This is a genomic window from Spiroplasma litorale, assembly GCF_001267155.1.
Lineage (GTDB): Bacteria > Bacillota_I > Bacilli_A > Mycoplasmatales > Mycoplasmataceae > Spiroplasma_A > Spiroplasma_A litorale.
Genome location: NZ_CP012357.1, coordinates 140,680 through 162,188 on the forward strand (window position 1 = coordinate 140,680; position 21,509 = coordinate 162,188).

Here is a 21,509-nt window from a genome sequence, read left to right on the forward strand (position 1 = left end):
ATAAACAAAAAGATTATTAAATCAATTTACAAAAGTATTTATAAACAAAAAGAAAAATTTTTAGTACTTGTCTTTATATCAGGTATATTAGACATTGTGTTTTTTTATAATTATAATTATGAATTTCTTTTTGGATTTTGAATGTATTTTTTAATTAATTCCTTTTTAATAATAGTTTCGTCTTTTATAGTTACTTTAGTTTCGTTAAAACCACTGATAAATAAAAATTACTTTTTAATGAAACTTACCTATACAAAAGAACTATATTATAACTTTTTAAATGCTCTTTATATAGTTTCACCATTTATTTATATTGCATTAAATCTTATAACAATTACAAGAATATTAATTAAAAATTACTTCAATTTTATAAAAATAAAGTTTTTCTATTACTATATAAACAAAATAACATATAAATTAAAATATATCTTTAAATGAGTTTGAAATATATTTAACTCATTTTGAAAAACCAAAGAAAATACTATTTATTATAAGCAAGGAAACAACTTTTTAAAATGAAAAATAAAAAATAACATGCAATACATGTTATTTTTTATGTTCAGTAGCATTGTATAATGATTTAAACAATCCATCTTGTTTAATTAACTCAGAATAAGTTCCTTTTTGCACAATACCCACATTTGGTTCAATGACATAAATTACATCAAAACTCTCTATTGTTGATAACCTATGAGCAATTGAAATTGTTGTTCTGTCAACCATTAGTTTTTCTAATTCTTTTTGAATTTCTCTTTCAACAATATTATCAAGAGCACTTGTAGCTTCATCTAGTATTAGTATTTCAGGGTCTTTTAATATTAGTCTTGCAATAACTAATCTCTGTTTTTGACCACCAGAAAGTTGACTTCCTCTTTCAAATAAAACGGTCTCATATCCATCTGGTCAACTTTCAATTAAATTATGAAGTTTAGCTTTTTTACAAGCATCAATAATTTGTTCATTAGTAATTCCTTCTAAACCGTATTTAACATTATCATAAATTGTCCCGCTTAATATTTGTGGTTCTTGATCAACATAACCAATTTTATCAAGCCATGATTTTAAATTTAATGATTTTAAATTATATTTATTATTAATTACCACTTCTCCTTTTTTAGGATCATAAAACCTCAACATTAATTTTGCTATTGTAGATTTTCCACTACCAGTAGGGCCAACAAAAGCATATCTTTTGCCTTTTTCAAAATTTATGTTTAAATCTTCAAAAAGAAGTTTATCAGAGTCTGGATATGAAAAACTAATATTTTTAAAAGTTGCAGAGTTAAATTTTTCTTTAAAAATTTCTTTCTCATTTTTGTTTATTGTAATATCTTGATCTAATATGTGACTTATATTATCTGCTGCAATTTTACAAGATGGTACATCATATATAACTTGACGTAGTTGCAATAAAGGTAATGTCATTACCACAACACCTGTTGTGAATGCTGAAATTATACTTATAAGAGTTTGTGAGTTGTTATAAAATAAAAACACCCCAAATATTACTGATGCCATTGCAAAAGACCCGATACCTCCTAAAATTATTGTTGAAGGTATTTCAGATAAATAACTTTTTATTTTATTTTTTTTATCAACATTTTTTGTTTGTTTTTTGTAATTATCTTTTTCCATATCAAAAGACCCAGTTGATTTAATAAGTCTAATTGTATAAATCTTTTCACTTGTCTTATTATCGATATCTTTTGAATACTTGTCAATTTTTTTAGTAAATATGTTTGTGCTAAAAGCAAATATAACAACCAACACACCACAGATTGCTAGAAGCCCAAAAACTGACAGCGCTAATTTTCAATTTAGTAAAAACATTTCAATTGCTGAAAATACAATCGAAGTACAAGATAATGAATAAATGAAGGGACCTTCTTTAATGTTTTTTGTAATAATATGTACATCTTTTACAAAAACACCCGCAATTTGACCAATCTTATTTTCATTAAAGAAGTGCATATCTTGATCAATTAGTTTATTCATTAAACTTCTTTTTAGATGAGTTTCATATGATTCGCTTATATATGAAGAAATTACAAATCCTAAATATGAAATTCCAACAACAACTAAAATATCACCAATCATGAAAAATGCTAAACTAAAAAGGTTTACTTTCATACCCCAGAAATTTGCAAGCACTTCATTTCCGTCGTACTCTATATAATCATAAAAAAAGCCATGGATTAAATCATTTATCAATTGTTTCTTATCAAATCCATTTTCTAAAAAGCTTCTTATGTAATATTCGAATAGTTGTTTTTCTGCTTCACTCTTTATTTGTTTTTTAAAAATATCAATCAACTTATCCATATCATCTGTTGAATCTAGTATGCTTTTAGATACAAGTAATGATGTAATAAACTTAATAGCTTCAATATTTGCAACAAGTGTTAAAGCCATAAAAATAGTTAAAATGAATAAAATTGTAGAAAGTATTCATCTTCTTTTTAAGGCTATAAAAACATGTTTTGTTAGGTTATCTTTTTTACCAAATTTAACATTTTTTTCCATTTTAAACTCCTGACTATTAAAAATATTATAAACCTATAAACTTAATTATCATTTTTTTATTACATTAAGATATAAATATTTAAAATTTTGACTTAACTTTAAACAAAACTAAATTAATTGATAAACTAAATATTAAATATAATTAATACAAAATATTTTAATCAATTATATTTATAAATAGAAAATATATGTTATTATAAAAGTGTAGTTAAAATATATTTCTAACTCAATGAGGTTATATGAAAAAATTATTAAGTATATTTGGATTTATAAGCATCACTTCAATGACAGCTTCAAACTTTGTAGCATCAAAAAATTTAGATAACAATATAAATTCAATTAAAAACAATAAAATACAGGAATTAAATTTCAATGAAAAACAAGATGATAAACAATCAGAAATAATATTGAAAAACTCATTGTACTTAAGTGATGGTTTGATAAATATTGATTTTGAAAAACTTAGTTTAAATGATTTTAAATATTTTGAAACAATTGATAAAAATGATTTACTTAAAACTATAGATTGAATGTATAAATTGGGATTTATAAGTTATGAAAATAATGAATTTAGCTTTAATGATAAAATTTATTTAAATTTATCTTTAATTAAAAATGTAAGTTTTCCTGATAATGACATTGATTTCAGCAAATGCGAAGCGTGAGTTGAATCTCACTGATATTGGGCTGGGGGATGAAAATTACATTTTAATAATTATTTGACAAATGTAATATCTGAATTGGTTGACAACTTATCTTTGTTGACATCAATATTATCATTAATTCCTTCTATAGGTCAAGTAGCTACTGTAGCTGGAGTATTTTTAGCAGCATTAGGTTATGCTATTAAAATGGCAAACAAAAACCAATATGGCGTATATATATTTTTTCAGATAATAGTACCTTTATATATTGCTTCTAATTAGATGCATATGCATAATTAATTTAAGTAATTATGAATAAAATACATCAATTTTTATATATACTATTTTATAATTGATCCAAATTCTCATTTTTTTATTTTATTGGATTAATTATAATTTTTATTGGAGAAATGGGGTTAACATTATCTTTTAAAAATGGAGAAATTAAAAGTATTGATAATTATTATATTGGAGTATTGGCAATAAATACATTTTCCTATATATTAATGTATTTATTGTTTTTTCATATTTTATTTGTATTTAGTATAAAAAATAACAAATTCCAGTTATTTTTGTTAACATCACTTACTAAAAAAAACCTTTTTATATTTAATTTACTCTCAATTTTTATATTTAATGTTTCAATTTTTATAATTAATACTTTATATTTAATTTTGCTTCAATTTTTTTTAAAATTTCCAATTATTTCATATTTAAATTTAAATTTTATTATTTTATTATCAGCAATTTTATTTTCTACATCAACCTCCATGTTTGCAATTTTATTTATTTTATTGGGTTATAATAAATTTAATAATCAAATAATTTCTTTTATTTTTTTGTTAATAATATGAACTTTTGGCACAATGTTTTTAACTATATTTTTTGATTGATTTAGATATTTTAATCCATTTATTGCAATAAAGGTCACCTTTATAAAAGATAAAAAATATAGTTTTTTAATACCAATTTTTTTATCTTTTTTAACAATATTTTTCACAACTTTTATTTCAATAAAACTAGTACAAAAAATTTATTATTAAAAGGTGGTTAATATGATAGTATACAAAAATGTTTCGTTAATGTATTCCGTTAATACAGGTATCAAAAATTTTAACTTAGAAATAAAAGATAATGAGAAGGTTGCTATAATTGGTCCTAATGGTAGTGGTAAAACTACTTTGTTAAAAATTACTCTTGGATTTTCAAAATATTATAAGGGAGAAGTACTTATTAAGGAAGTTTCAAATAAGGACAATAAATTTAACTTAAATAATATAGGATATGTTTCTAGTGAAAACATATTCCCAAGTTTTTCTAAAGTAAAAACAATTGTAAATTTATATAAAAAACTTAAAAATGATGAAAACAACAAATTAGATTATATTTCTAAATTATTAAAAATTAATTTAAAGGAAAAAAAATATTTTAAATCTCTTTCTACTGGTATGATTCAGAAAGTTAAACTTTGCTTAGCTCTTAGTTATGATAATGATTATTACATCTTTGATGAGCCTACAAATGGTCTTGATGCAATCATTAGAGAAAAGACTTTAAATTATATTTATGAAAACCTAAAACAAAAAACTATAATATATTGCACTCATTTAATTGAAGAAATAACAACATTTTTTGACAGATTAATAATTATAAAAGATAATACAATTAAATTAGATGTAGAAATAAATGAAAAAACAAATGTTAAAAATATTTTTTATGAAGTATATGGCGAAGAAATAAATGATTAAATTATTTCTAACAGTTTTTAAATACCTAGAGTTAAAAAACCTAAAATGTACATTGTCCTTTTTAATATTTGGAAGCATAATTTATTCTATAACATTTATATTTTATAATTCAAAATTATTAGGATGATATGATTTTGCATTTAATATATTTTCATTTATTATTTTTTTCGAAATATCAATTATATTTTTTTCAGAGACTATTTGATATTATAAAAGAAATAAATACCAAGTTTTATTATTTACTAAAATAAATAAAAAAAACTTAAATCAATTTATTTTAATGCAAATAATATTTCATTTGATCATACTAATAATTTATTATTTTGTACTTTCTTTGATATTAAGAATTTTTTCAAGAGAATATATAAACATTTTTATATTATTGTATTCATTAGTGGTGAAGGCATTTTTTTCTTATTTTCTTGTAGTTTTGGGAATCTTATTTTCTGTAATACTATTTGAAAAAAGTATGTATGTTTTCTTGTACTATATTTTATCTTTAACTTTATACAACATACTATTTGAAATTATTAATGAGTATTATTCTATTATTCAAATACTTCGTTTATCAAGTGTATATAAATGTGATTATTGATTTAGTAGTAATTGATTACAATACTATGTATTATTAGTGTCAACTATTCCAATTTTATTAAGTAATTATTTTATTATAAAAATAAATACTAAAAATTCAGTTTAAGTTTATATAATGTAAGCAAATTTCTATTAAATTTTTAAAAAATATAATCATATATATTATAATTATTTAGTAGTTAGTAGTTGCTTTTATATACTTACATAAAGGGTAAGTGTTTCTACGTTGAACCTATTCAACACTATTAGCACTATAAATATCTGAAACATCTATTAATTACAATCTGATTAGACTTGGTATTTGAATAACTAAGTCTATTTTATTTCGGAGGTTTAATGAAAAATTTGAAAAAAAATGATGATTTTAAAATTGAAAGAACTAAAGACGAGATTGTTAACAAAAAAAGAAGTGTAATACCAAGATACTTCAAGTTCGATTATTTTAAAGCTACATTTAAAAAAGAGATAATTGGTGGGATAAGTACTTTTCTTGCTATGGTGTATATATTATCTGTTGAACCTGGAATTCTAGGGGAGGCACCAAGTATTCATAATGTTGATTCAGTTATGAACAGCGGTGGAGTTTTTGTTGCGACTGCTTTATCAACATTTATTTGTACTATGATTATGGGTTTGTTTGCAAACTTACCAGTTGGTGTAGCTCCAAGTATGGGTTTGAATGCAATGTTTTCATACAATATTGCAAAAAGTGGTGGAATTGGTTATGAAGGTGCATTAATAGCCACTTTAATATCTTCAGTTATTTTTACAATTATATCAATTACAAAGCTGAGATCAATGCTAATAAAATGCATACCTCATTCTATGCACTTGGCTTTTGGTGTTGGTATAGGATTTTTTATTGCATATGTTGGTTTAACAAGCATTGGTTGATTTGATAAATCTAATGGAGTTCCAATTGCAAAACTATCTGATTTTAAAGTATACTACCCAGGTATAATAATCGGTATGTTAGTTTTATTTGGGTCAATAATTTTATTTTATAAAAAATTTATTGCTCCTGTTGCTGTTATGATGCTTGGCGGATTTATTTTAACAATAATTTTAGCGAATACAGTTGATGATAATGCTATAAAAACTTCTTTTAAAGAATCAATTTGAAATGGCTGAAGTTACGACGAATTTGATGGCTTTATTAGTAATATTAAAAACTCATACTCAGAGTTTGGTAATGTTGATATTTGAAATAAACCAATTATTTATATATCTATATTTATTTTTGTAATACTAAATTTTTTTGATGCCACAGGAACTTTAAAAACAATAAATATAGAATCAAACAAAATAATGGAAAGAGAAGATGATCTTTCAAATAAATCATTAGTAATTGATGCAGGTTCTACAGTTGTGGGGTCTGTTATGGGAGTTAGTCATATGTCTGCATACGTTGAGAGTTGCGTAGGTATATCACAAGGTGCCAGAACAGGATTTTCAACCATTATAACATCACTTCTATTCTTACTAAGTTTGGCATTATTTCCAATATTTAAAATGATTCCAGGATGTATAAGTGGAGCTGCAACAGTTTTTATTGGAACTATAATGATTAAATCAATTACAGATATCGATTGAAAAAAACCCGAAATTGGAATTGGTGCTTTCTTTTCTTTAATATTTATGATTACAACATACTCAATTGCAAACGGAATTGCTGTTGGAATGATTTCATATACTGTTGGGTGTATTGCTACAAAAAATACTAAAAAAGTATCTCCAACTGTGTGAATTTTGGATATTGTATTTATTGCTTATTTTATAGCCTTAGCCTTTATATATTAATGTTAATTTTAGCAAGTTCAATGTTTTTTTTATTAATTTTAAAAAAATGTTGCTACTTGCTTTTTTTTTGTTTATAATCTTATTGTTTTCATTTACGAAATATCGGAGCATAGCTCAGCTGGTTAGAGCGCACCCCTGATAAGGGTGAGGTCGGTGGTTCAAGTCCACTTGTTCCGACCATTTATGAAATTTATCGCACATTGTGCGATTTTTTTATTTTATAACTATTAGTATATTAGTTGTTATTATTAAAGTGTAATTAAACATTATAAGTTTGGAGAAATGAAGTATGAAGTGATGATTTAGTGATTACGATGGAACACTTACTTTAAAAAAAGATGAATATAAAATTAATATTAATACACAAGAATTTATTAAAAGTTGAGTAAAGAAAAATCAACTTATAATAACAACTGGTAGAAGTGTTGATGACTTAAAAAAATGTATTGAATACTTAGATTTAGGGTTGAGTTATTTTATTATAAATAATGGGGCTGCAATTATAAAAGATAATGAGATTTTATATAATAAAACTATTCCAATGAGTGAGAGAGAAGTTATTTATAATGGTTTAAAAAAACTACATAAAAGATTTGGAATTAAAATATCAGACACATTAAATTGTAAAATATTAGCTGGAATTGAAGTCGGATTAGAAAAGTATCAAGAAAATTTTATTTGAAAAAATTGATTTAACGTTAAAGATATTTTTAATGATTATATTGATGAAGTTATCACAAATATTGATTAAACAATGTTTCTATATATGGATTGAGTTCTGAATTTGAAGAAATAAAAGAGTTATTTAAAAATATTAAAGGTATAAAATTAGTCCAAACCGCGCCATACATTATTGAAATAATGAATGAGGAAGTATCAAAAGCGAAGGGTATTAGATTTTTACAAAGTAAATTAAAAATTAAGAATGAAGATATTGTTATTACTGGTGATAATGATTATGAGATGCTATCTCAATTTGATAACACATTTGCAATAAAAACTGGATCTAAACTTGCTTTATCTGCTGCAAATAAAACCATTGATGAAGTATCAGAGATTGCAAATTATATAAAATATTAATTATACTTAAAAAAATACTTGTCAATTTTGAGTTAAATAATATATAATATATTTGCTTACTCACAAGCCCCGGAAGCGAAGGAGAAAGAGCACATGAAACAAACTACACTTATTAAAACAGCTGATATCGCAAAAAAATGATATGTAGTAGATGCAAGTGAACAAACACTAGGTCGTTTATCTACTGAAATTGCAAAAATTTTAAGAGGTAAACATAAACCAAGTTTTACACCACATATTAATAATGGAGATCATGTTATTGTTATTAATGCTGATAAAGTAATTTTATCTGGTAATAAAGAAAAAGATAAAAAATACTATAGTCACTCATTTCACCCAGGTGGATTGAAAGCTAGAAACGTTGAAACACAAAGAAAATTGTTTCCAGAAAGAATTGTGGAAAGAGCCGTAAGACTTATGTTGCCTAAAACAGTTCAAGGATCTAGTCAATATCGTGCATTGCATGTTTATGCTGGAACTGAACACCCACACGAGGCTCAAAAACCAGAAGTACTTGTAATTAATACAAAAAAAGGAGTTAACAATTAATGGCTGCAACTAAAAAAACTACTATTTCTTATAGAGGTACTGGTAGAAGAAAATCTTCAGTAGCTCAAGTTGTACTTACACCAGGTAATGGTGATATTGTTGTTAATGGAAAACCAGCACTTGAATTCTTCCCATATGCTACATTAGTTCAGGATATGGAACAACCTCTTGTAGCAACTGGAACAAAAGAAGACTTCTCAATTAAAGTTAAAGTTAAAGGTGGAGGATTTACAGGACAAGCTGGTGCTGCAAGACTTGGGATTGCAAGAGCATTATTAGATGCAAGTAAAGATTATAAAACTGATTTAAGAGCAAAAGGGTTATTAACTAGAGATGCACGTGTAAAAGAACGTAAAAAATATGGACTTTATGGAGCACGTCGTGCACCGCAATTTTCAAAACGTTAGTATTAATAAAAATAAAACTATATCAATTAAATTTAAATATACTTTTTTAAATGCCAATTGAGGCATTTTTTATATTAAAATTAAAAGAGTATATAATTATATGTAAGGAATAAGGAGAGTGAATTATATGATTAAAAGTAAAAAAATAGTTTTAGTTGGATGTGGAGCTGTTGGGACCAGTTTCGTATACAGCGCAATTAACCAAGGATTGGCAGAAGATTACATATTAATCGATGTGTTTAAAGAACTTGCAGAAGGAAATGAAATGGACCTACACGATACACAAGCAGTGGTTCCTCATTATTTTCATAGTGTAAAAGCTGGAGATTATAGCGATTGTAAAGATGCTGATGTAATTGTTATTACTGCTGGTAGACCACAAAAACCAGGAGAAACAAGACTTGACATGGTTGCAGATAACTCAAAAATTATGAAAAGTATTGCATTAGAAATTAAAAAATCAGGATTTAGCGGAGTTACAGTTATTGCTTCAAACCCAGTAGACGTACTTACAAATGTATATAGGGTTGTTACAGGATTTCCATCAAACTCAGTAATTTCATCTGGAACTACATTAGATTCATCAAGATTAAAAAGATTGTTATCAGAAAAATTTGATGTAAATACAAAAGAAGTAAATGCAGTTCTAGCAGGAGAACATGGAGATTCATCTGTTGCTTTATGAAGTAAAGCTACAATTTTAGGTAAATCAATTAATCAATATATTAATGAGAAAAAAATAACTCAAAAAGAATTAGATGAATTAAAAGAAGAAGCAGTTCACATGGCTTATAAAATTATTGAAAAAAAACGTGCAACATTTTATGGTATTGGAGCATGTTTATGTAGAATTGTTAAATCAATTTTAAAAAATGAAAACAAAATGCTTATGGTTGGGGCTTACTTAAATGGTGAATATGGAATTAAAGATACTTATGTTAGTGTTCCTTGTTCACTTGGAGCAAAAGGGATTACAAAAATCCTAGATTGAGAAATTAGTTCAGAAGAATTAAAAAAATTAAATGATTCAGCAAATACAATTAAAGAAACATTCAAAACTGCAGAAAAAGCAATTAAAGAATAATAAAAACGCAACAAATGTTGCGTTTTTATTATGATTTGTTAATTATATATTTTAGACCTTTAAAAATTAACTCTTCATCATAAACATAATTATCACTATTAATTTCTTCTATAAAATTTTTTGAATACCCACCAGTGAATATAATTTTATTAATTTTATATTCATTTGATAATAAATTTACGTAGCTTTTTATCATAAGGTAATGCATATTGTATATACCAATCGAAATTGCGTCAATAGTATTTGTTCCAATTTTTATTTTAGCTTTTTCATATTTGAAATTTTTAAGAAGTGCAGCTTTAGAAATTAAACCATTAAGAGAAGTTTCTAGTCCTGGTGATATAACTGTACCAATAAAATTTGAATCTTTTATAATTGAAATTGTTGACGCTGTTCCCAATGAAACAATAATTAGGTTTTTTTCATTATAAAAACCGACACCACCATAGTAATTTGCTACAAAATCTCCCCCAAGTATTTCAAATTTATCAATTTTAAATTTATTTAAATCATGAAGGTTGATTTCTTTTATATTTGTAATTTCAACATTGCGCAATTGAGATAACTCATTAATAATTAAACTTCATTCTGGTACTACAGAAGAATAGATTATCTTGCTAAAAATAACGTTTTTTTTAATAAAAAACTCATCTAGGTTTTGTACATTTTTATAGTATTCATCTTGGGTTAATGGACGAATTATTTTTATTATTTGATCATTATTAGTATTATATATTCTAAAATCAACAGTTGTATTGCCAGCATCAATAAATAGATAATCCATTTTTATCCCCTTTTTTAAAAATATTACCATATTTATGAATTTTATTAAAAAAAAATATAAAATAACTAATATGTATGATAAAAAAAATAAAGTTGCTATGTACCCTGGTAGCTTTGACCCTTTTCATAATGGTCACTTAAACATTTTGGTAAAGGCTTTAAATATTTTTGATTTTATTTATATAGTTATAACTAAAAATATTAATAAAAATATAAGCCCAGATTTAAAATCTAGAATTGAGAAAATTAAAGAAATGACAAAAGATTTATCAAATATTGAAATTGTCACTAACGATAAATTACTAACAATTGACTTTGCTAAAGAAATGAATATTAAATTTATTGTTAGAGGAGTTAGAGATATAGAAACTTTTAAAAACGAAGTTGATTACATTGATGCAAATAGAACTTTAAGTAGTGATATTGAAACAATTTTGCTTGTATCTGATATGGATAAAAGACAACTATCTTCATCAATTATAAAAGAAATAGAGTTTTATAAAAACCAAAAGTAAATTTAACGAATAAAGTAGGTATATAATGAAAATTAATAAAAACTTAGAACTCTCTATTAAAATTATTTTACTAATTTCTTTAGTTTCATTTTTAATTTTTGATATGCTTTTACAAATGTATAGTCCAAAAGAAAATATGTATGGTATTCCTTTATATGATAGAATAGACATATATTTTTCGTTTTTTACTACACAATCAAATTACATTGTTGTTGGTTATTTAGTTCTTGCAATTTTATATAAACAAATATGTAACAGTAGACTGAGTTTTGGTGTTGAACTTGCAATAACAGTATATATAACTTTAACAATGGTTGTATTTTGATTAGGAATAGCAGCCCCTGGTCAAACTGGTGGTGAAACAGATCTTCAAAATTGAATTTCAACAATTATTTTGCACTTAATAATACCATTAATTATGATTGCTTATTTTATATTATCTTGTGGTAATGATTATATATCTTATAAAAAACATTTAAAATTTAATTTTCCAGTAACTTGTACATACCCAGCACTTTATTTGTTTTTTGTTATGTTAAGAGGACATTATAGATTTAAACTATATTCTCCTACATTCTATAATGATATATATAGTAACTCAAATCATTGAATTTGAAGTAACTTATGAACTAATAGTAATGGAGTTATTGATAAGTCTATTTATTATGATACACAAATGTGATATCCTTATTGATTTTTAAACTTAAATAGATACGAGTTATCTTCTAATGGAGTTGTTCACAGTACAAATATGAATCAGCCATATTGAGTTATAGTATTATTTTTTTTAGCTGGTATCCTAAGTGTAATATTTTTAATAACTTCATTTCAGTTTTTATATTTAAAAATAAATAATATTAAGTTTTATAATTGACATGATATAAATGGAAATTTAATTTCAAAAAAAGAACATGATATTAAAAAAGCAAAAATTAGACAAATTCGTAAAGATTCTATAAAAATGCTAAGAGTATTAATTTTAACTAATATCAGTAAAAATAGATCATTTAAAAAAAATGTTAAATCACTTCCAAAACACGAAAGAATTGAAGCTATAAAAAAATATAATAATATTTTAAACTTAGAAAAAAAATTATTTATAGGTTATAAAAAAAGAAAAGACCAACATAAAAAAGATTATAAAAAATATATTAAGAAATTAATTCAAGAAGTTGGTTTTAAAGATAGGATGATCATAAAAGATAATCTTAGAGAGGCTGAGAGGTTTAAAAAGCTAGTAAAAAAAGGTATAATAATATCAAGGTCTAAATATGTTGACTAATAGAGGTTTTACTTGGCCTTTATTTTTTTATATAATATATGGTGAAATATAATGTAAAACCAAAGGGGTGCAATAATGGTCCATCTAAGAGCACGAAATTTGCCTTTAAAAGGTATTTTAAAAGATTGATTATTTCAAGGTAACCATACTTCTTTTGGTGAAGATTTTGCTCTTATCAAATTAGAAGATGGCAGTGAGGTCAAAATTAAATCTAATTATAATGGAATGATTACCAAAACCATTAAACTAGGAAGCCCTGTAAAAAACGGTAGTATATTAGCTAACATTGCAATTGGTGAAAAAGAAATACAAAAAATAAAAACTAAAAGTATTAAAAAAAGTAACTCGGAATTTGATGGTGATGATATTAAAATTCCAGAAGTTGCAGAAGAAAGACTTTTAGATGCGGAAAGTGATGCTGATTCATTTTCTGGAGCTGTTATGTATAATAGATACAACCAAGCGATCACGCCATTTTCAACAACATCTGAAGACATAAAAGATACACAAGAAAAAATGGAACAAATTGAAGAAAAGGATATTCAAAATATGGGAACCTCAGCAAGTAATAAAGATAGATTTGCCCAAATGCGTGAGAATATAAGAAACTCTATTAAAAATGCTCCTCAACAAAAATTAATGGGAGACTTGCCAAAAGAAGAGTTACTTAAAATATCTAATACTGATTTAGTTAATGGGGCAGGCCAAAATAATAATTTATTTGCAAAAGATGATTTAACCGGAGTTAGTAAGTTTAGACAAATAATACAAGCACGTAAAGAAAAATTGTTAGAAGAAAACGATTTTAAAGAAGTTGAAGATAATACTAATCAACTTAATGCAATGTCTAAATTAGATGAAAAGGGTAGACCTTTAATAATGAGAAACATAATAAAATCAAGAATTGAAAAATTAAATGCGGCAGGAGGAGATCCTTCGGTTTTAGAAAATGACATTGTTGCTACAAAAGAAAATGCCATAATTGATAACCAAAGACAAACTAGTATGGGAAACAATAACTTTCAAAATAATAAATATGACAAAACTATGAATGTATCAACTGATAGTACATATATGAGACAAAGGTCATCAGAAGATGGCGATTTTGGCATTTCATATGGAGGGTATGTAGAAGATCAAGAGCCACTTGTAATTGATGCAAATTCATTATCTAAATACGGTGGTGCTGTTTTACCTCAAAAAGACCCGAATCAATTGGTGGGTGAATTGAATTCAAAGGGCCAAAAAACATATGCAGAATCTAAACTTTCTAGTTTATATGATAATAGAAAAAGATGAAATTTAATTAAAGATAGAGATGAAAGAAACATAATTAACATGAGAAGAGAAGCTGTTGAAAAAGGTTTAAATGAGGAAAGAATGGCTTTTTCAAAAGCGATTAAAGATACAGGACTGCCAAAAGAATTCACAAGACAAGTTCCATTTCAAAATCCAGTAACAGGTAAAGTTGAGTACGTTAGATACATGGACACACCAAATGGTAAAAAAGAGTTTGAAGGTTGACTAAGAGCTTCAAATCTTTATACTGCTTATAAAGATGAAATGAAATATATCGAATCCGGAGGAGACCAAAATCAACAAGAATTCACATCGCTTCCAGATAATAAATATATTAAGACCGATCAACAAAGAAACAATCATCAAAATCAAACTCCTATGCAGTATCAAAGTTACAATAATTATCAAGATAATATAAGTAATCAACCACAACAAAACGTTCCTAATCAAAACCCGGTTGATTATAATAATTATCAAAATAATAATAATAATAATAATAATAATAATAACCAACCACAACAAAACTCTTATAATTTAAATTATGATAATACAATCGATAGCCAAATAGATTTAGAAAAAGAACTTCAAAAACAAGGGAGAGAGTTTAAAAAGCAAGCTGATGAAAAAACAGCTTCTAAAGCTATTACTTATTTGCAAAAAGAAATTGCAGAGTTAAAAAGTACTTTAGAACAACAAAATCAATTAAACTCTGCAACCACAAGATTAAATCAGCAATCAAATTTTAATGGTACAAATGATTTGTTTGGTCAAATGATGCAATATATGTTAATGCAAAACATGATGCAAAATTTAAATCCAAAAAAAGATACAAATATTGATGATATTAAATCTGTTATAAAAGATGAAATAAAACAATTTACTTCTAAAGTTGCAACAGAAAATATTCACGATCTTGAAATAGCAAAATTAAAACAAGATGCTGAAAAATTAAAAGAAGAACTTAAAGTTGTTAATTTTGAAAAAGACAAACCTTCTAACACAATTGGATATATTAATTATGAAAATGCACAAAATAATGAGTATGTAGAAAGAACTAAAGTCAACGAAAACAGAAATACTGCTGTTAAATCAATGATACTTAGCCAAAATTATATACCACCTTTAACTATTTCAACTGACATAGATATGAGCTCTATATTAAAACTTAAACATGTTTTGAGACAAACTCAATCAACTGTTAAATTTACAACAATTGCATTTATTGCAAAAACAATATCCATAGCCTTGAGAGATTATCCAAAATTAAATTCAAGCTATGACCCAGAAACAAATGAATTAGTTATAAAAAAATATCATAATATTGGTTTGGCAACCGAGACAAGTGAAGGATTAATTATTCCGGTTTTAAAGTTTGTTGAAAAACTAACAATTAAAGAAGTTGCAATTGACATTAGAGAAATTACTCAAAGATTAAGAAAAGGTTTTATAAACGATTATGAGTCAGAAGGTAGCACGATTACAATTGCTAACTACGGTAACATTGGTGCATTACAAGCTACGCCAACAATCTTTTATCCGAATGCTGCAGTAATTGGTGTTGGTAAAATTGTAAAAAAACCAGTTGTTGTAGATAATGAAAAGTTGGCCATTAAAGCAATTATGAATATGAGCTTAACTGTTGATCAAAGAATAATTGATGCTGCTGAGGCAGGTAGATTTATGGCAAGGGTTAAACAAATACTTGAAAAACCTGAAATGCTTACAGTTACGTAATATATAAAATTTTTATCTATTTAATAAAACAATTATTATTTAAATATTGCTAATGCTAATATTTTTAGTATAATAATAATTGTCTTATTTTATGGCGTACATGGCGAAGTGGTTAACGCACCGGGTTGTGGTTCCGGCATTCGAGGGTTCAATTCCCTTTGTACGCCCCATTTAAAGAAATTAAAAAAACTTATTTTAAATAAGTTTTTTTTGTCGATATTAATAAATGGGGTGATAATATTTTTGAAATAGAATTTAATAATCAAGAAATTAGAGAAAATGAAAGTGATTTAATAAATCATATCAATATTTCAAATAAAGATGATAACAAAATGACTTTTGATGTAATTTTTATAAATCAAGTATTTTTTGTTAATAAAGAAAGTTATTATAAATTATTTATAAGACCTAATTTAAAAAGAGAAGTTGCATTCGAATATTATAAACATATGGGTAACTTTAATCCATTAGCAATAGTTGCTTTGGAATTTAAACTTTATTTAAACACTTTAAATGGTTTTATGGAATTGAAAAATGATAATAATGAACCGGTTTTTAAATTTAATAGTTTTATAATTAATCATACAAAATTTGAAAAACTTAACTACATTGCTGATGTTCAGTTTTTGGAGTTAAATATACCAACTAAATATTTAGAAGGATTAGATCAAATAATTCTTTCTTTTGAAATTAGTGCTCACTCTAATTGGTTTACTAATTTAAATTTAAGTAATTCTGGAAAAATTACAATTAACTTAATTAGCTCTTTAAATAATATTGTTTTAAATGATTTTGAAAAAAATATAACAATTTACAATAAAGTAACTGCTTTTTTAAATAATACTCTTTCTTATGGGCATGAAAATAATTATATGGAATTAGTTCAGGAAGATTTGCATTTTCAGCATAATCAAAAACAATACAACTTAATCGATCAAGACTTTTATTTTAATTCTGTATATAAAAAAAACTATGAAAATAATTTAAAAGATTTATTCGGTGAAAAAACATTTTCCTTTTTAGAAAATTATTTAAAAAGAATTAACTCTTCTGATGTAGCAACAGTTGAGAGTGAAATAATTTCAAACAAAGATTTTAATAAGTTTTATAATATTAAAAAATTTGATGAAAATATATCCACATTAAATAATAGTTTTAGTTTATCGTTAGCAAATAAAACCAGTTTCAAATATCCTGAAAATATTGTTGAAGATTGCAAAGGAGATTGGTGTGAAAAGGGTATTGTTTATAATCCATTACATAAAGGTGATTTAATATTTAATAAAAAAATAACATATAATGGTTTAAAATTTCAAATTAACTATTTATATAAAGGTCTTAATATTTATAAAACATTAACAAGTAGTTCTAATGTAAATAAATTATTTAATTATAACTACAATTACTTAATTGATTTATCTATATTCAATAAGTTTACAAATAAAAATAAGGAAGGAGCAATAAATTATATAAATGAAAACGAAGAAGAGGTTTGTTAAGATATTTTTTTCTTTATTAATTGTATTTTTTATAGTTTCGACTTTTTCTACTTTTATTTATTTTTTGTTAACAAATAACAAAAATGAAGTTAAGGCAACCCCAGAAGTCACTAATCCAAATAATAAACCAGAACCAAAGAAAGACTTCGCTAGCAATAATTTGGAAATATCTTTCAATATAGATCAAAATATCTATATATTAAAATATCATGACGGAGCTGTAAGTTTTGAAATGGATAATTTTAAATATTTCTTTTTACAAAAATTTAATAAATTAGGTCCTAAAAGCCAAAATATTAACTTAAAATTTTCAATAGATGATAAAAAAAATATAAAAAATGTAAATGTTTTTTATACAGCTGGAGAAACTTTATATAGTTGATTATTTACTTTATAATAATATATAATAGAATATGGTGATTATATGAATTATTTTGAAGAAATAAAAAAAGCTCTTATTAAAAAAGGGGCAAAAGGAAGTATTACGAAAGAGTCGGCATTTAAAGATATGGAACTAGACTCTTTAGATTTAATGGATATGATTGTTAGCTTAGAAAACAAACTTGAAATAACTGTTCCAGACGATGATTTGGTTACAATAAAAACAGTTGATGATATATTAAAAGTAATTGAAAAACTAAAAAATGAAAGCTAATATTGAAAAATATGTAAATTTGTTCAAGTCTAAAAAAATCAAACTAACTGATGTTAGATTGTCTATGTTGAAAGCAATTGTAACAAAAAAACATTTCACAATATCTGAAATAATTGATTTTGTTCAAAAAGATTTAGGTTCAGTAAATGTTATGTCAATTTATAATAATATTGACTTATTTTTAGAGTTACATTTGCTTTTCACGAACTCTCTTGATGGTAAACAAATAACATATGAAGTCATTTCTCAACAATTAATACATCTGTGTTGTGACAATTGTGGAAAGATCATTGATATTGAAGATGTAAGTTTAAACAAAACCACTCAAAAACTTTTTGAAGATTATTTAGAAAATAAAAATTTAAATTTAATTCATTATAAAATTGATTTACACACAATATGTGAAAATTGCAAAAAAATAAATTAGCAGAAAATAAAGCACCAAAAATGATATAATTATTTGGTGTTAATAGGGGTATAGTTCAGTTGGTAGAACATCGGACTTCAAATCCGAGTGTCGTGGGTTCAAGTCCTGCTACCCCTGCCAATGTTGATATTACAACCCGCAAGGGTTTTTTTATTTATAATAGGGGTATAGTTCAGTTGGTAGAACATCGGACTCCAAATCCGAGTGTCGTGGGTTCAAGTCCTGCTACCCCTGCCAATGTTGATAAAAAAAACATTATATAAATTTATATTTATATAATGTTTTTTTATTTTTCATCCATTACTGACTTTGGTAATAAGTCTTTTTTAATAGCTATGAGTGCAATTGTATCGGATCCAGCATGTCAAGGGAAAACTAGCGATAAATTTTCTTTACTATATTCAATTTTATTACTTTTTAAATAATCGATTACTGTGCTTGTTATTTTTTTGCTTACTTCTTCTCTATAAAGCAAAAATAGCTTGAATTCATCTTTGAATTCTTTTGTTATTGCTGAGATTGTTTTTTCAATTAATGATCCATAAGTTCTGCTTATACCAATTTTTTTAGGTTTTTTACCTCACTGGATTGAAACCTTAGCCTTAACAATTTTTAATAATTTAAAAATGACCATTTTGGCTCTTCCGCCTCTTGCAAGTGTTTGTAAATTACTTGGAACTAAGGCTAAAAAAGCATTATTTTCCATTAGCTCAGCCTCTTTTTGAAAAAGGCTAAGATCAGTTATTCCGTTATTAATCATTTCCTCAAACTTTAATGCAAGGTATTTCAAAGCGTTTGCAGCCATGCTATGTTTTATTACAGTTACATTACCTTTATATGGTGATTCACTTGTAACTAAAAATGCTGTTTGCATCATGCTTGATAGATTTTCTGGAATTGAAATATGTATTATATGATCATATTTCTTTAACATTTCATCATATTTAATCATTAATTCTCCAGGGGAAGCTTGAGAAGTTGACTTTCTCTTATCTGATTTTACTTCTTCTGAAAGATTATTGTTTTTAATTGATTCGTCAGTTTCTAAAAAATCACTTTCATCATTTACAATTAAATGCAATGGCAGAACATCAATAAGTTTTGAGTTAAATTCTCCATTAACATATGCTGATGAGCTATCTAATAATATACCAATTTTCATATATCTAACCTCCTATTTTTTCTTTCACACACCAAGGGCAAAAGTTTCTAAACCAGTATGGCATGTAATGGTGTTAGGAATTTCATCAAAAAAACCTACATTATAATTTGATGATTTAATTATTTCTTTTACCATCTCTAATGTTTCATCACTACATCTTGAAAAAGATACGTCTAATAAATTAATCCCTGGGTGTTTTTTTCTAAGTAGATCTAGTGATGTTTCAATTGCTTTTTTAAAAGTCCTTGTCTTTGATTCCTTGTCAATTGTCCCATCATATTTTAAAATTGGTGTAATTTTAAGTATTTTTGCCAAACCAGCTGCTGCCTTACTTATTCTTCCGCCACGCACAAGTTGATCTAGTTTTTTAGGAACTATAAATACATCAAAGTCCTCATTTTCTTTTTCTATTATATCTTGGATATCTTTTGCATTTTTACCGCTTTTTTTTAATTCCATTGCATATAAAAGTTGTCTTTTTAAAACAATGCTCACTCCATTTGTGTCCGCTACAAAAACTTTATTTTTATATTCATCATTTTCTGATAACATTCGGCAAGTTGAAAATTGTCCTGATAAACCTTTTGATAATAATAAGCACAAAACTTGGTCATAATCTTTTAAAAGTTTGTCTCAAATTGTCAACATATCTCCTGGTGTGGTTTGAGAAGTTCTCAACATTTCTTGGTGATATAATTCATAAAATTCTTCTTGTGAGAATGATTCGTCATCTGCAATTTGTTGACCGTTTTCTCTTGTAATCATTAATGGCGCTAAATATAAGTCTTCATAATCTTGGGTGTTTTTAATCCCGGTTGCTGAATCTATTAATATTGCTATTTTCATATATTTTACCTAAAACAAATTCGGAATAAATGCAAATGTTTCTTCTCCAGTGTGGCAAGTTATAACATTTGGCATATCTTCTCATATCCCAATTTCGAATCCCTTTTCTATAATAAGTTGCTTAACTAAATCGGTTGTTTCTTGATCACTTCTTGAGCAAGAAACATCTAATTGCAACTGATCCTTATATTTTTTTCTAATTAAGTCAAGTGAATAAGATACTGCTTTTTTAAAAGTCCTTGTCTTTGATTCCTTGTCAATTGTCCCATCATATTTTAAAATTGGTGTAATTTTAAGTATTTTTGCCAAACCAGCTGCTGCTTTACTTATTCTTCCGCCACGCACAAGTTGACTTAGACTTTTTGGTATAATATAACCTAATAAGTTAGAACTTATTTCCTCCAACCTATCAACAATAGTGTTAGCGTCATTGCCTTCTTCAATAAGTTTAAAAACAAATTCTACTTGCCTTTTTAAAAGAATACTAACTCCATTTGTATCTGCTACAAATATTTTATTTTTATAATTTTCTTCAGAACTAAACATTTTAAAAGTATTATATTGACCAGATAATCCTTTAGAAATTAACAAGCAAATAACCGCATCATAATCTTTTAATAACTCGTCTCATTTTTCTAACATTAAACCTGGAATTGATTGTGATGTTTTTAATAATTGTTGTTTGTGTAATTCGTAAAACTCTTCTATTCCAAAGTTTTCATCATCTGCTAGTTGCTCGCCATCTTCTTTTGTAATCATCAAAGGAACCAAAAAAAGATTTTTATAGGAACTAAGATTTTTTATACCGCTTGATGAATCAATAAGTACTGCAATTTTCATATTTTCTCCTTTATTTAAAAATCTTTTTATATTATATA

Annotated in this window: 21 protein-coding genes and 4 tRNA genes; 19 read left to right on the forward strand and 6 right to left on the reverse strand. The window is 25.4% G+C overall.

Annotated features, from left to right (window positions below; translation table 4 throughout):
• Window positions 1–546 precede the first annotated feature (546 nt).
• Entirely contained in the window at window positions 547–2,523 is a 1,977-nt protein-coding gene (locus SLITO_RS06080; protein ID WP_075057887.1) for an ABC transporter ATP-binding protein, read from the reverse strand.
• Window positions 2,524–2,762: 239 nt separating this feature from the next.
• On the opposite strand from SLITO_RS06080, the gene SLITO_RS00725 reads away from it, so the two are divergent.
• Window positions 2,763–3,449 (forward strand): hypothetical protein, encoded by a 687-nt coding sequence (locus tag SLITO_RS00725; protein WP_075057888.1) that lies wholly within the window; start codon window positions 2,763–2,765, stop codon window positions 3,447–3,449.
• A gap of 517 nt (window positions 3,450–3,966) precedes the next feature.
• On the opposite strand, the gene SLITO_RS05900 is transcribed toward SLITO_RS00725, so the two are convergent.
• On the reverse strand, window positions 3,967–4,167 hold the full coding sequence (locus SLITO_RS05900) for a hypothetical protein (RefSeq protein WP_144416386.1): 201 nt from the start codon (window positions 4,165–4,167) through the stop codon (window positions 3,967–3,969).
• A gap of 55 nt (window positions 4,168–4,222) precedes the next feature.
• Here SLITO_RS05900 and SLITO_RS00735 point away from each other — a divergent pair, with 55 nt between their 5' ends.
• The 8 genes from SLITO_RS00735 (at window position 4,223) to SLITO_RS00775 (ending at window position 10,429) form a co-directional block, all read left to right on the forward strand.
• Window positions 4,223–4,915 (forward strand): ATP-binding cassette domain-containing protein, encoded by a 693-nt coding sequence (locus SLITO_RS00735; RefSeq protein ID WP_075057890.1) that lies wholly within the window; start codon window positions 4,223–4,225, stop codon window positions 4,913–4,915.
• 930 nt (window positions 4,916–5,845) lie between these two features.
• Window positions 5,846–7,309 (forward strand): NCS2 family permease, encoded by a 1,464-nt coding sequence (locus tag SLITO_RS00745; RefSeq protein WP_075057892.1) that lies wholly within the window; start codon window positions 5,846–5,848, stop codon window positions 7,307–7,309.
• A gap of 103 nt (window positions 7,310–7,412) precedes the next feature.
• A tRNA-Ile gene (locus SLITO_RS00750) sits at window positions 7,413–7,489 on the forward strand.
• A gap of 109 nt (window positions 7,490–7,598) precedes the next feature.
• The gene (locus SLITO_RS00755) at window positions 7,599–8,060 is read left to right on the forward strand and encodes an HAD hydrolase family protein (protein ID WP_075057893.1); all 462 of its coding nucleotides are present in this window, start codon (window positions 7,599–7,601) and stop codon (window positions 8,058–8,060) included.
• 20 nt (window positions 8,061–8,080) lie between these two features.
• Window positions 8,081–8,389, forward strand: coding sequence for an HAD hydrolase family protein (locus SLITO_RS00760; protein ID WP_075057894.1), 309 nt, complete (start codon window positions 8,081–8,083; stop codon window positions 8,387–8,389).
• A 93-nt stretch (window positions 8,390–8,482) separates the two neighbouring features.
• Window positions 8,483–8,938 (forward strand): 50S ribosomal protein L13, encoded by a 456-nt coding sequence (gene rplM / locus SLITO_RS00765; RefSeq protein WP_075057895.1) that lies wholly within the window; start codon window positions 8,483–8,485, stop codon window positions 8,936–8,938.
• A complete protein-coding gene (rpsI, locus tag SLITO_RS00770; RefSeq protein ID WP_075057896.1) occupies window positions 8,938–9,345 on the forward strand; it encodes a 30S ribosomal protein S9 in 408 nt (135 codons plus the stop codon). Before rplM ends, rpsI begins: the two co-directional genes overlap by 1 nt.
• A 127-nt stretch (window positions 9,346–9,472) precedes the next feature.
• Window positions 9,473–10,429: an L-lactate dehydrogenase gene (locus SLITO_RS00775; protein WP_075057897.1), complete on the forward strand. Its 957-nt coding sequence runs from the start codon at window positions 9,473–9,475 to the stop codon at window positions 10,427–10,429.
• A gap of 28 nt (window positions 10,430–10,457) precedes the next feature.
• Here SLITO_RS00775 and SLITO_RS00780 read toward each other — a convergent pair whose 3' ends face one another.
• Window positions 10,458–11,213: a type III pantothenate kinase gene (locus tag SLITO_RS00780; protein ID WP_075057898.1), complete on the reverse strand. Its 756-nt coding sequence runs from the start codon at window positions 11,211–11,213 to the stop codon at window positions 10,458–10,460.
• Between the two features lie 34 nt (window positions 11,214–11,247).
• On the opposite strand from SLITO_RS00780, the gene coaD reads away from it, so the two are divergent.
• The 10 genes from coaD to SLITO_RS00830 all read left to right on the forward strand — a co-directional run bounded on the left by coaD (window position 11,248) and on the right by SLITO_RS00830 (window position 18,860).
• Window positions 11,248–11,727, forward strand: coding sequence for a pantetheine-phosphate adenylyltransferase (gene coaD, locus SLITO_RS00785; RefSeq protein ID WP_200901509.1), 480 nt, complete (start codon window positions 11,248–11,250; stop codon window positions 11,725–11,727).
• Between the two features lie 25 nt (window positions 11,728–11,752).
• On the forward strand, window positions 11,753–13,009 hold the full coding sequence (locus tag SLITO_RS00790; protein ID WP_075057899.1) for a Pr6Pr family membrane protein: 1,257 nt from the start codon (window positions 11,753–11,755) through the stop codon (window positions 13,007–13,009).
• Window positions 13,010–13,084: 75 nt separating this feature from the next.
• A complete protein-coding gene (locus SLITO_RS00795; protein ID WP_075057900.1) occupies window positions 13,085–16,042 on the forward strand; it encodes a 2-oxo acid dehydrogenase subunit E2 in 2,958 nt (985 codons plus the stop codon).
• Between the two features lie 94 nt (window positions 16,043–16,136).
• Window positions 16,137–16,212, forward strand: a tRNA-His gene (locus SLITO_RS00800).
• A 162-nt stretch (window positions 16,213–16,374) separates the two neighbouring features.
• On the forward strand, window positions 16,375–17,541 hold the full coding sequence (locus SLITO_RS00805) for a hypothetical protein (RefSeq protein WP_075057901.1): 1,167 nt from the start codon (window positions 16,375–16,377) through the stop codon (window positions 17,539–17,541).
• Window positions 17,516–17,938, forward strand: a complete 423-nt coding sequence (locus tag SLITO_RS00810) for a hypothetical protein (RefSeq protein ID WP_075057902.1) — start codon at window positions 17,516–17,518, stop codon at window positions 17,936–17,938. Before SLITO_RS00805 ends, SLITO_RS00810 begins: the two co-directional genes overlap by 26 nt.
• A gap of 27 nt (window positions 17,939–17,965) precedes the next feature.
• Window positions 17,966–18,196, forward strand: a complete 231-nt coding sequence (locus SLITO_RS00815) for an acyl carrier protein (RefSeq protein WP_075057903.1) — start codon at window positions 17,966–17,968, stop codon at window positions 18,194–18,196.
• A complete protein-coding gene (locus SLITO_RS00820; RefSeq protein WP_075057904.1) occupies window positions 18,186–18,623 on the forward strand; it encodes a Fur family transcriptional regulator in 438 nt (145 codons plus the stop codon). Before SLITO_RS00815 ends, SLITO_RS00820 begins: the two co-directional genes overlap by 11 nt.
• 44 nt (window positions 18,624–18,667) lie before the next feature.
• Window positions 18,668–18,743 (forward strand) — tRNA-Trp (locus SLITO_RS00825).
• A 41-nt stretch (window positions 18,744–18,784) separates the two neighbouring features.
• Window positions 18,785–18,860, forward strand: a tRNA-Trp gene (locus tag SLITO_RS00830).
• 49 nt (window positions 18,861–18,909) lie between these two features.
• Here the strand turns inward: SLITO_RS00830 and SLITO_RS00835 are convergent.
• The 3 genes from SLITO_RS00835 to SLITO_RS00845 are packed head-to-tail and all read right to left on the reverse strand — an operon-like array spanning window position 18,910 to window position 21,471.
• Entirely contained in the window at window positions 18,910–19,785 is an 876-nt protein-coding gene (locus tag SLITO_RS00835) for a DegV family protein (protein WP_075057905.1), read from the reverse strand.
• Between the two features lie 12 nt (window positions 19,786–19,797).
• Window positions 19,798–20,631, reverse strand: a complete 834-nt coding sequence (locus SLITO_RS00840) for a DegV family protein (RefSeq protein ID WP_075057906.1) — start codon at window positions 20,629–20,631, stop codon at window positions 19,798–19,800.
• A 9-nt stretch (window positions 20,632–20,640) separates the two neighbouring features.
• Window positions 20,641–21,471, reverse strand: coding sequence for a DegV family protein (locus tag SLITO_RS00845; RefSeq protein ID WP_075057907.1), 831 nt, complete (start codon window positions 21,469–21,471; stop codon window positions 20,641–20,643).
• Between the last annotated feature and the right edge of the window lie 38 nt (window positions 21,472–21,509).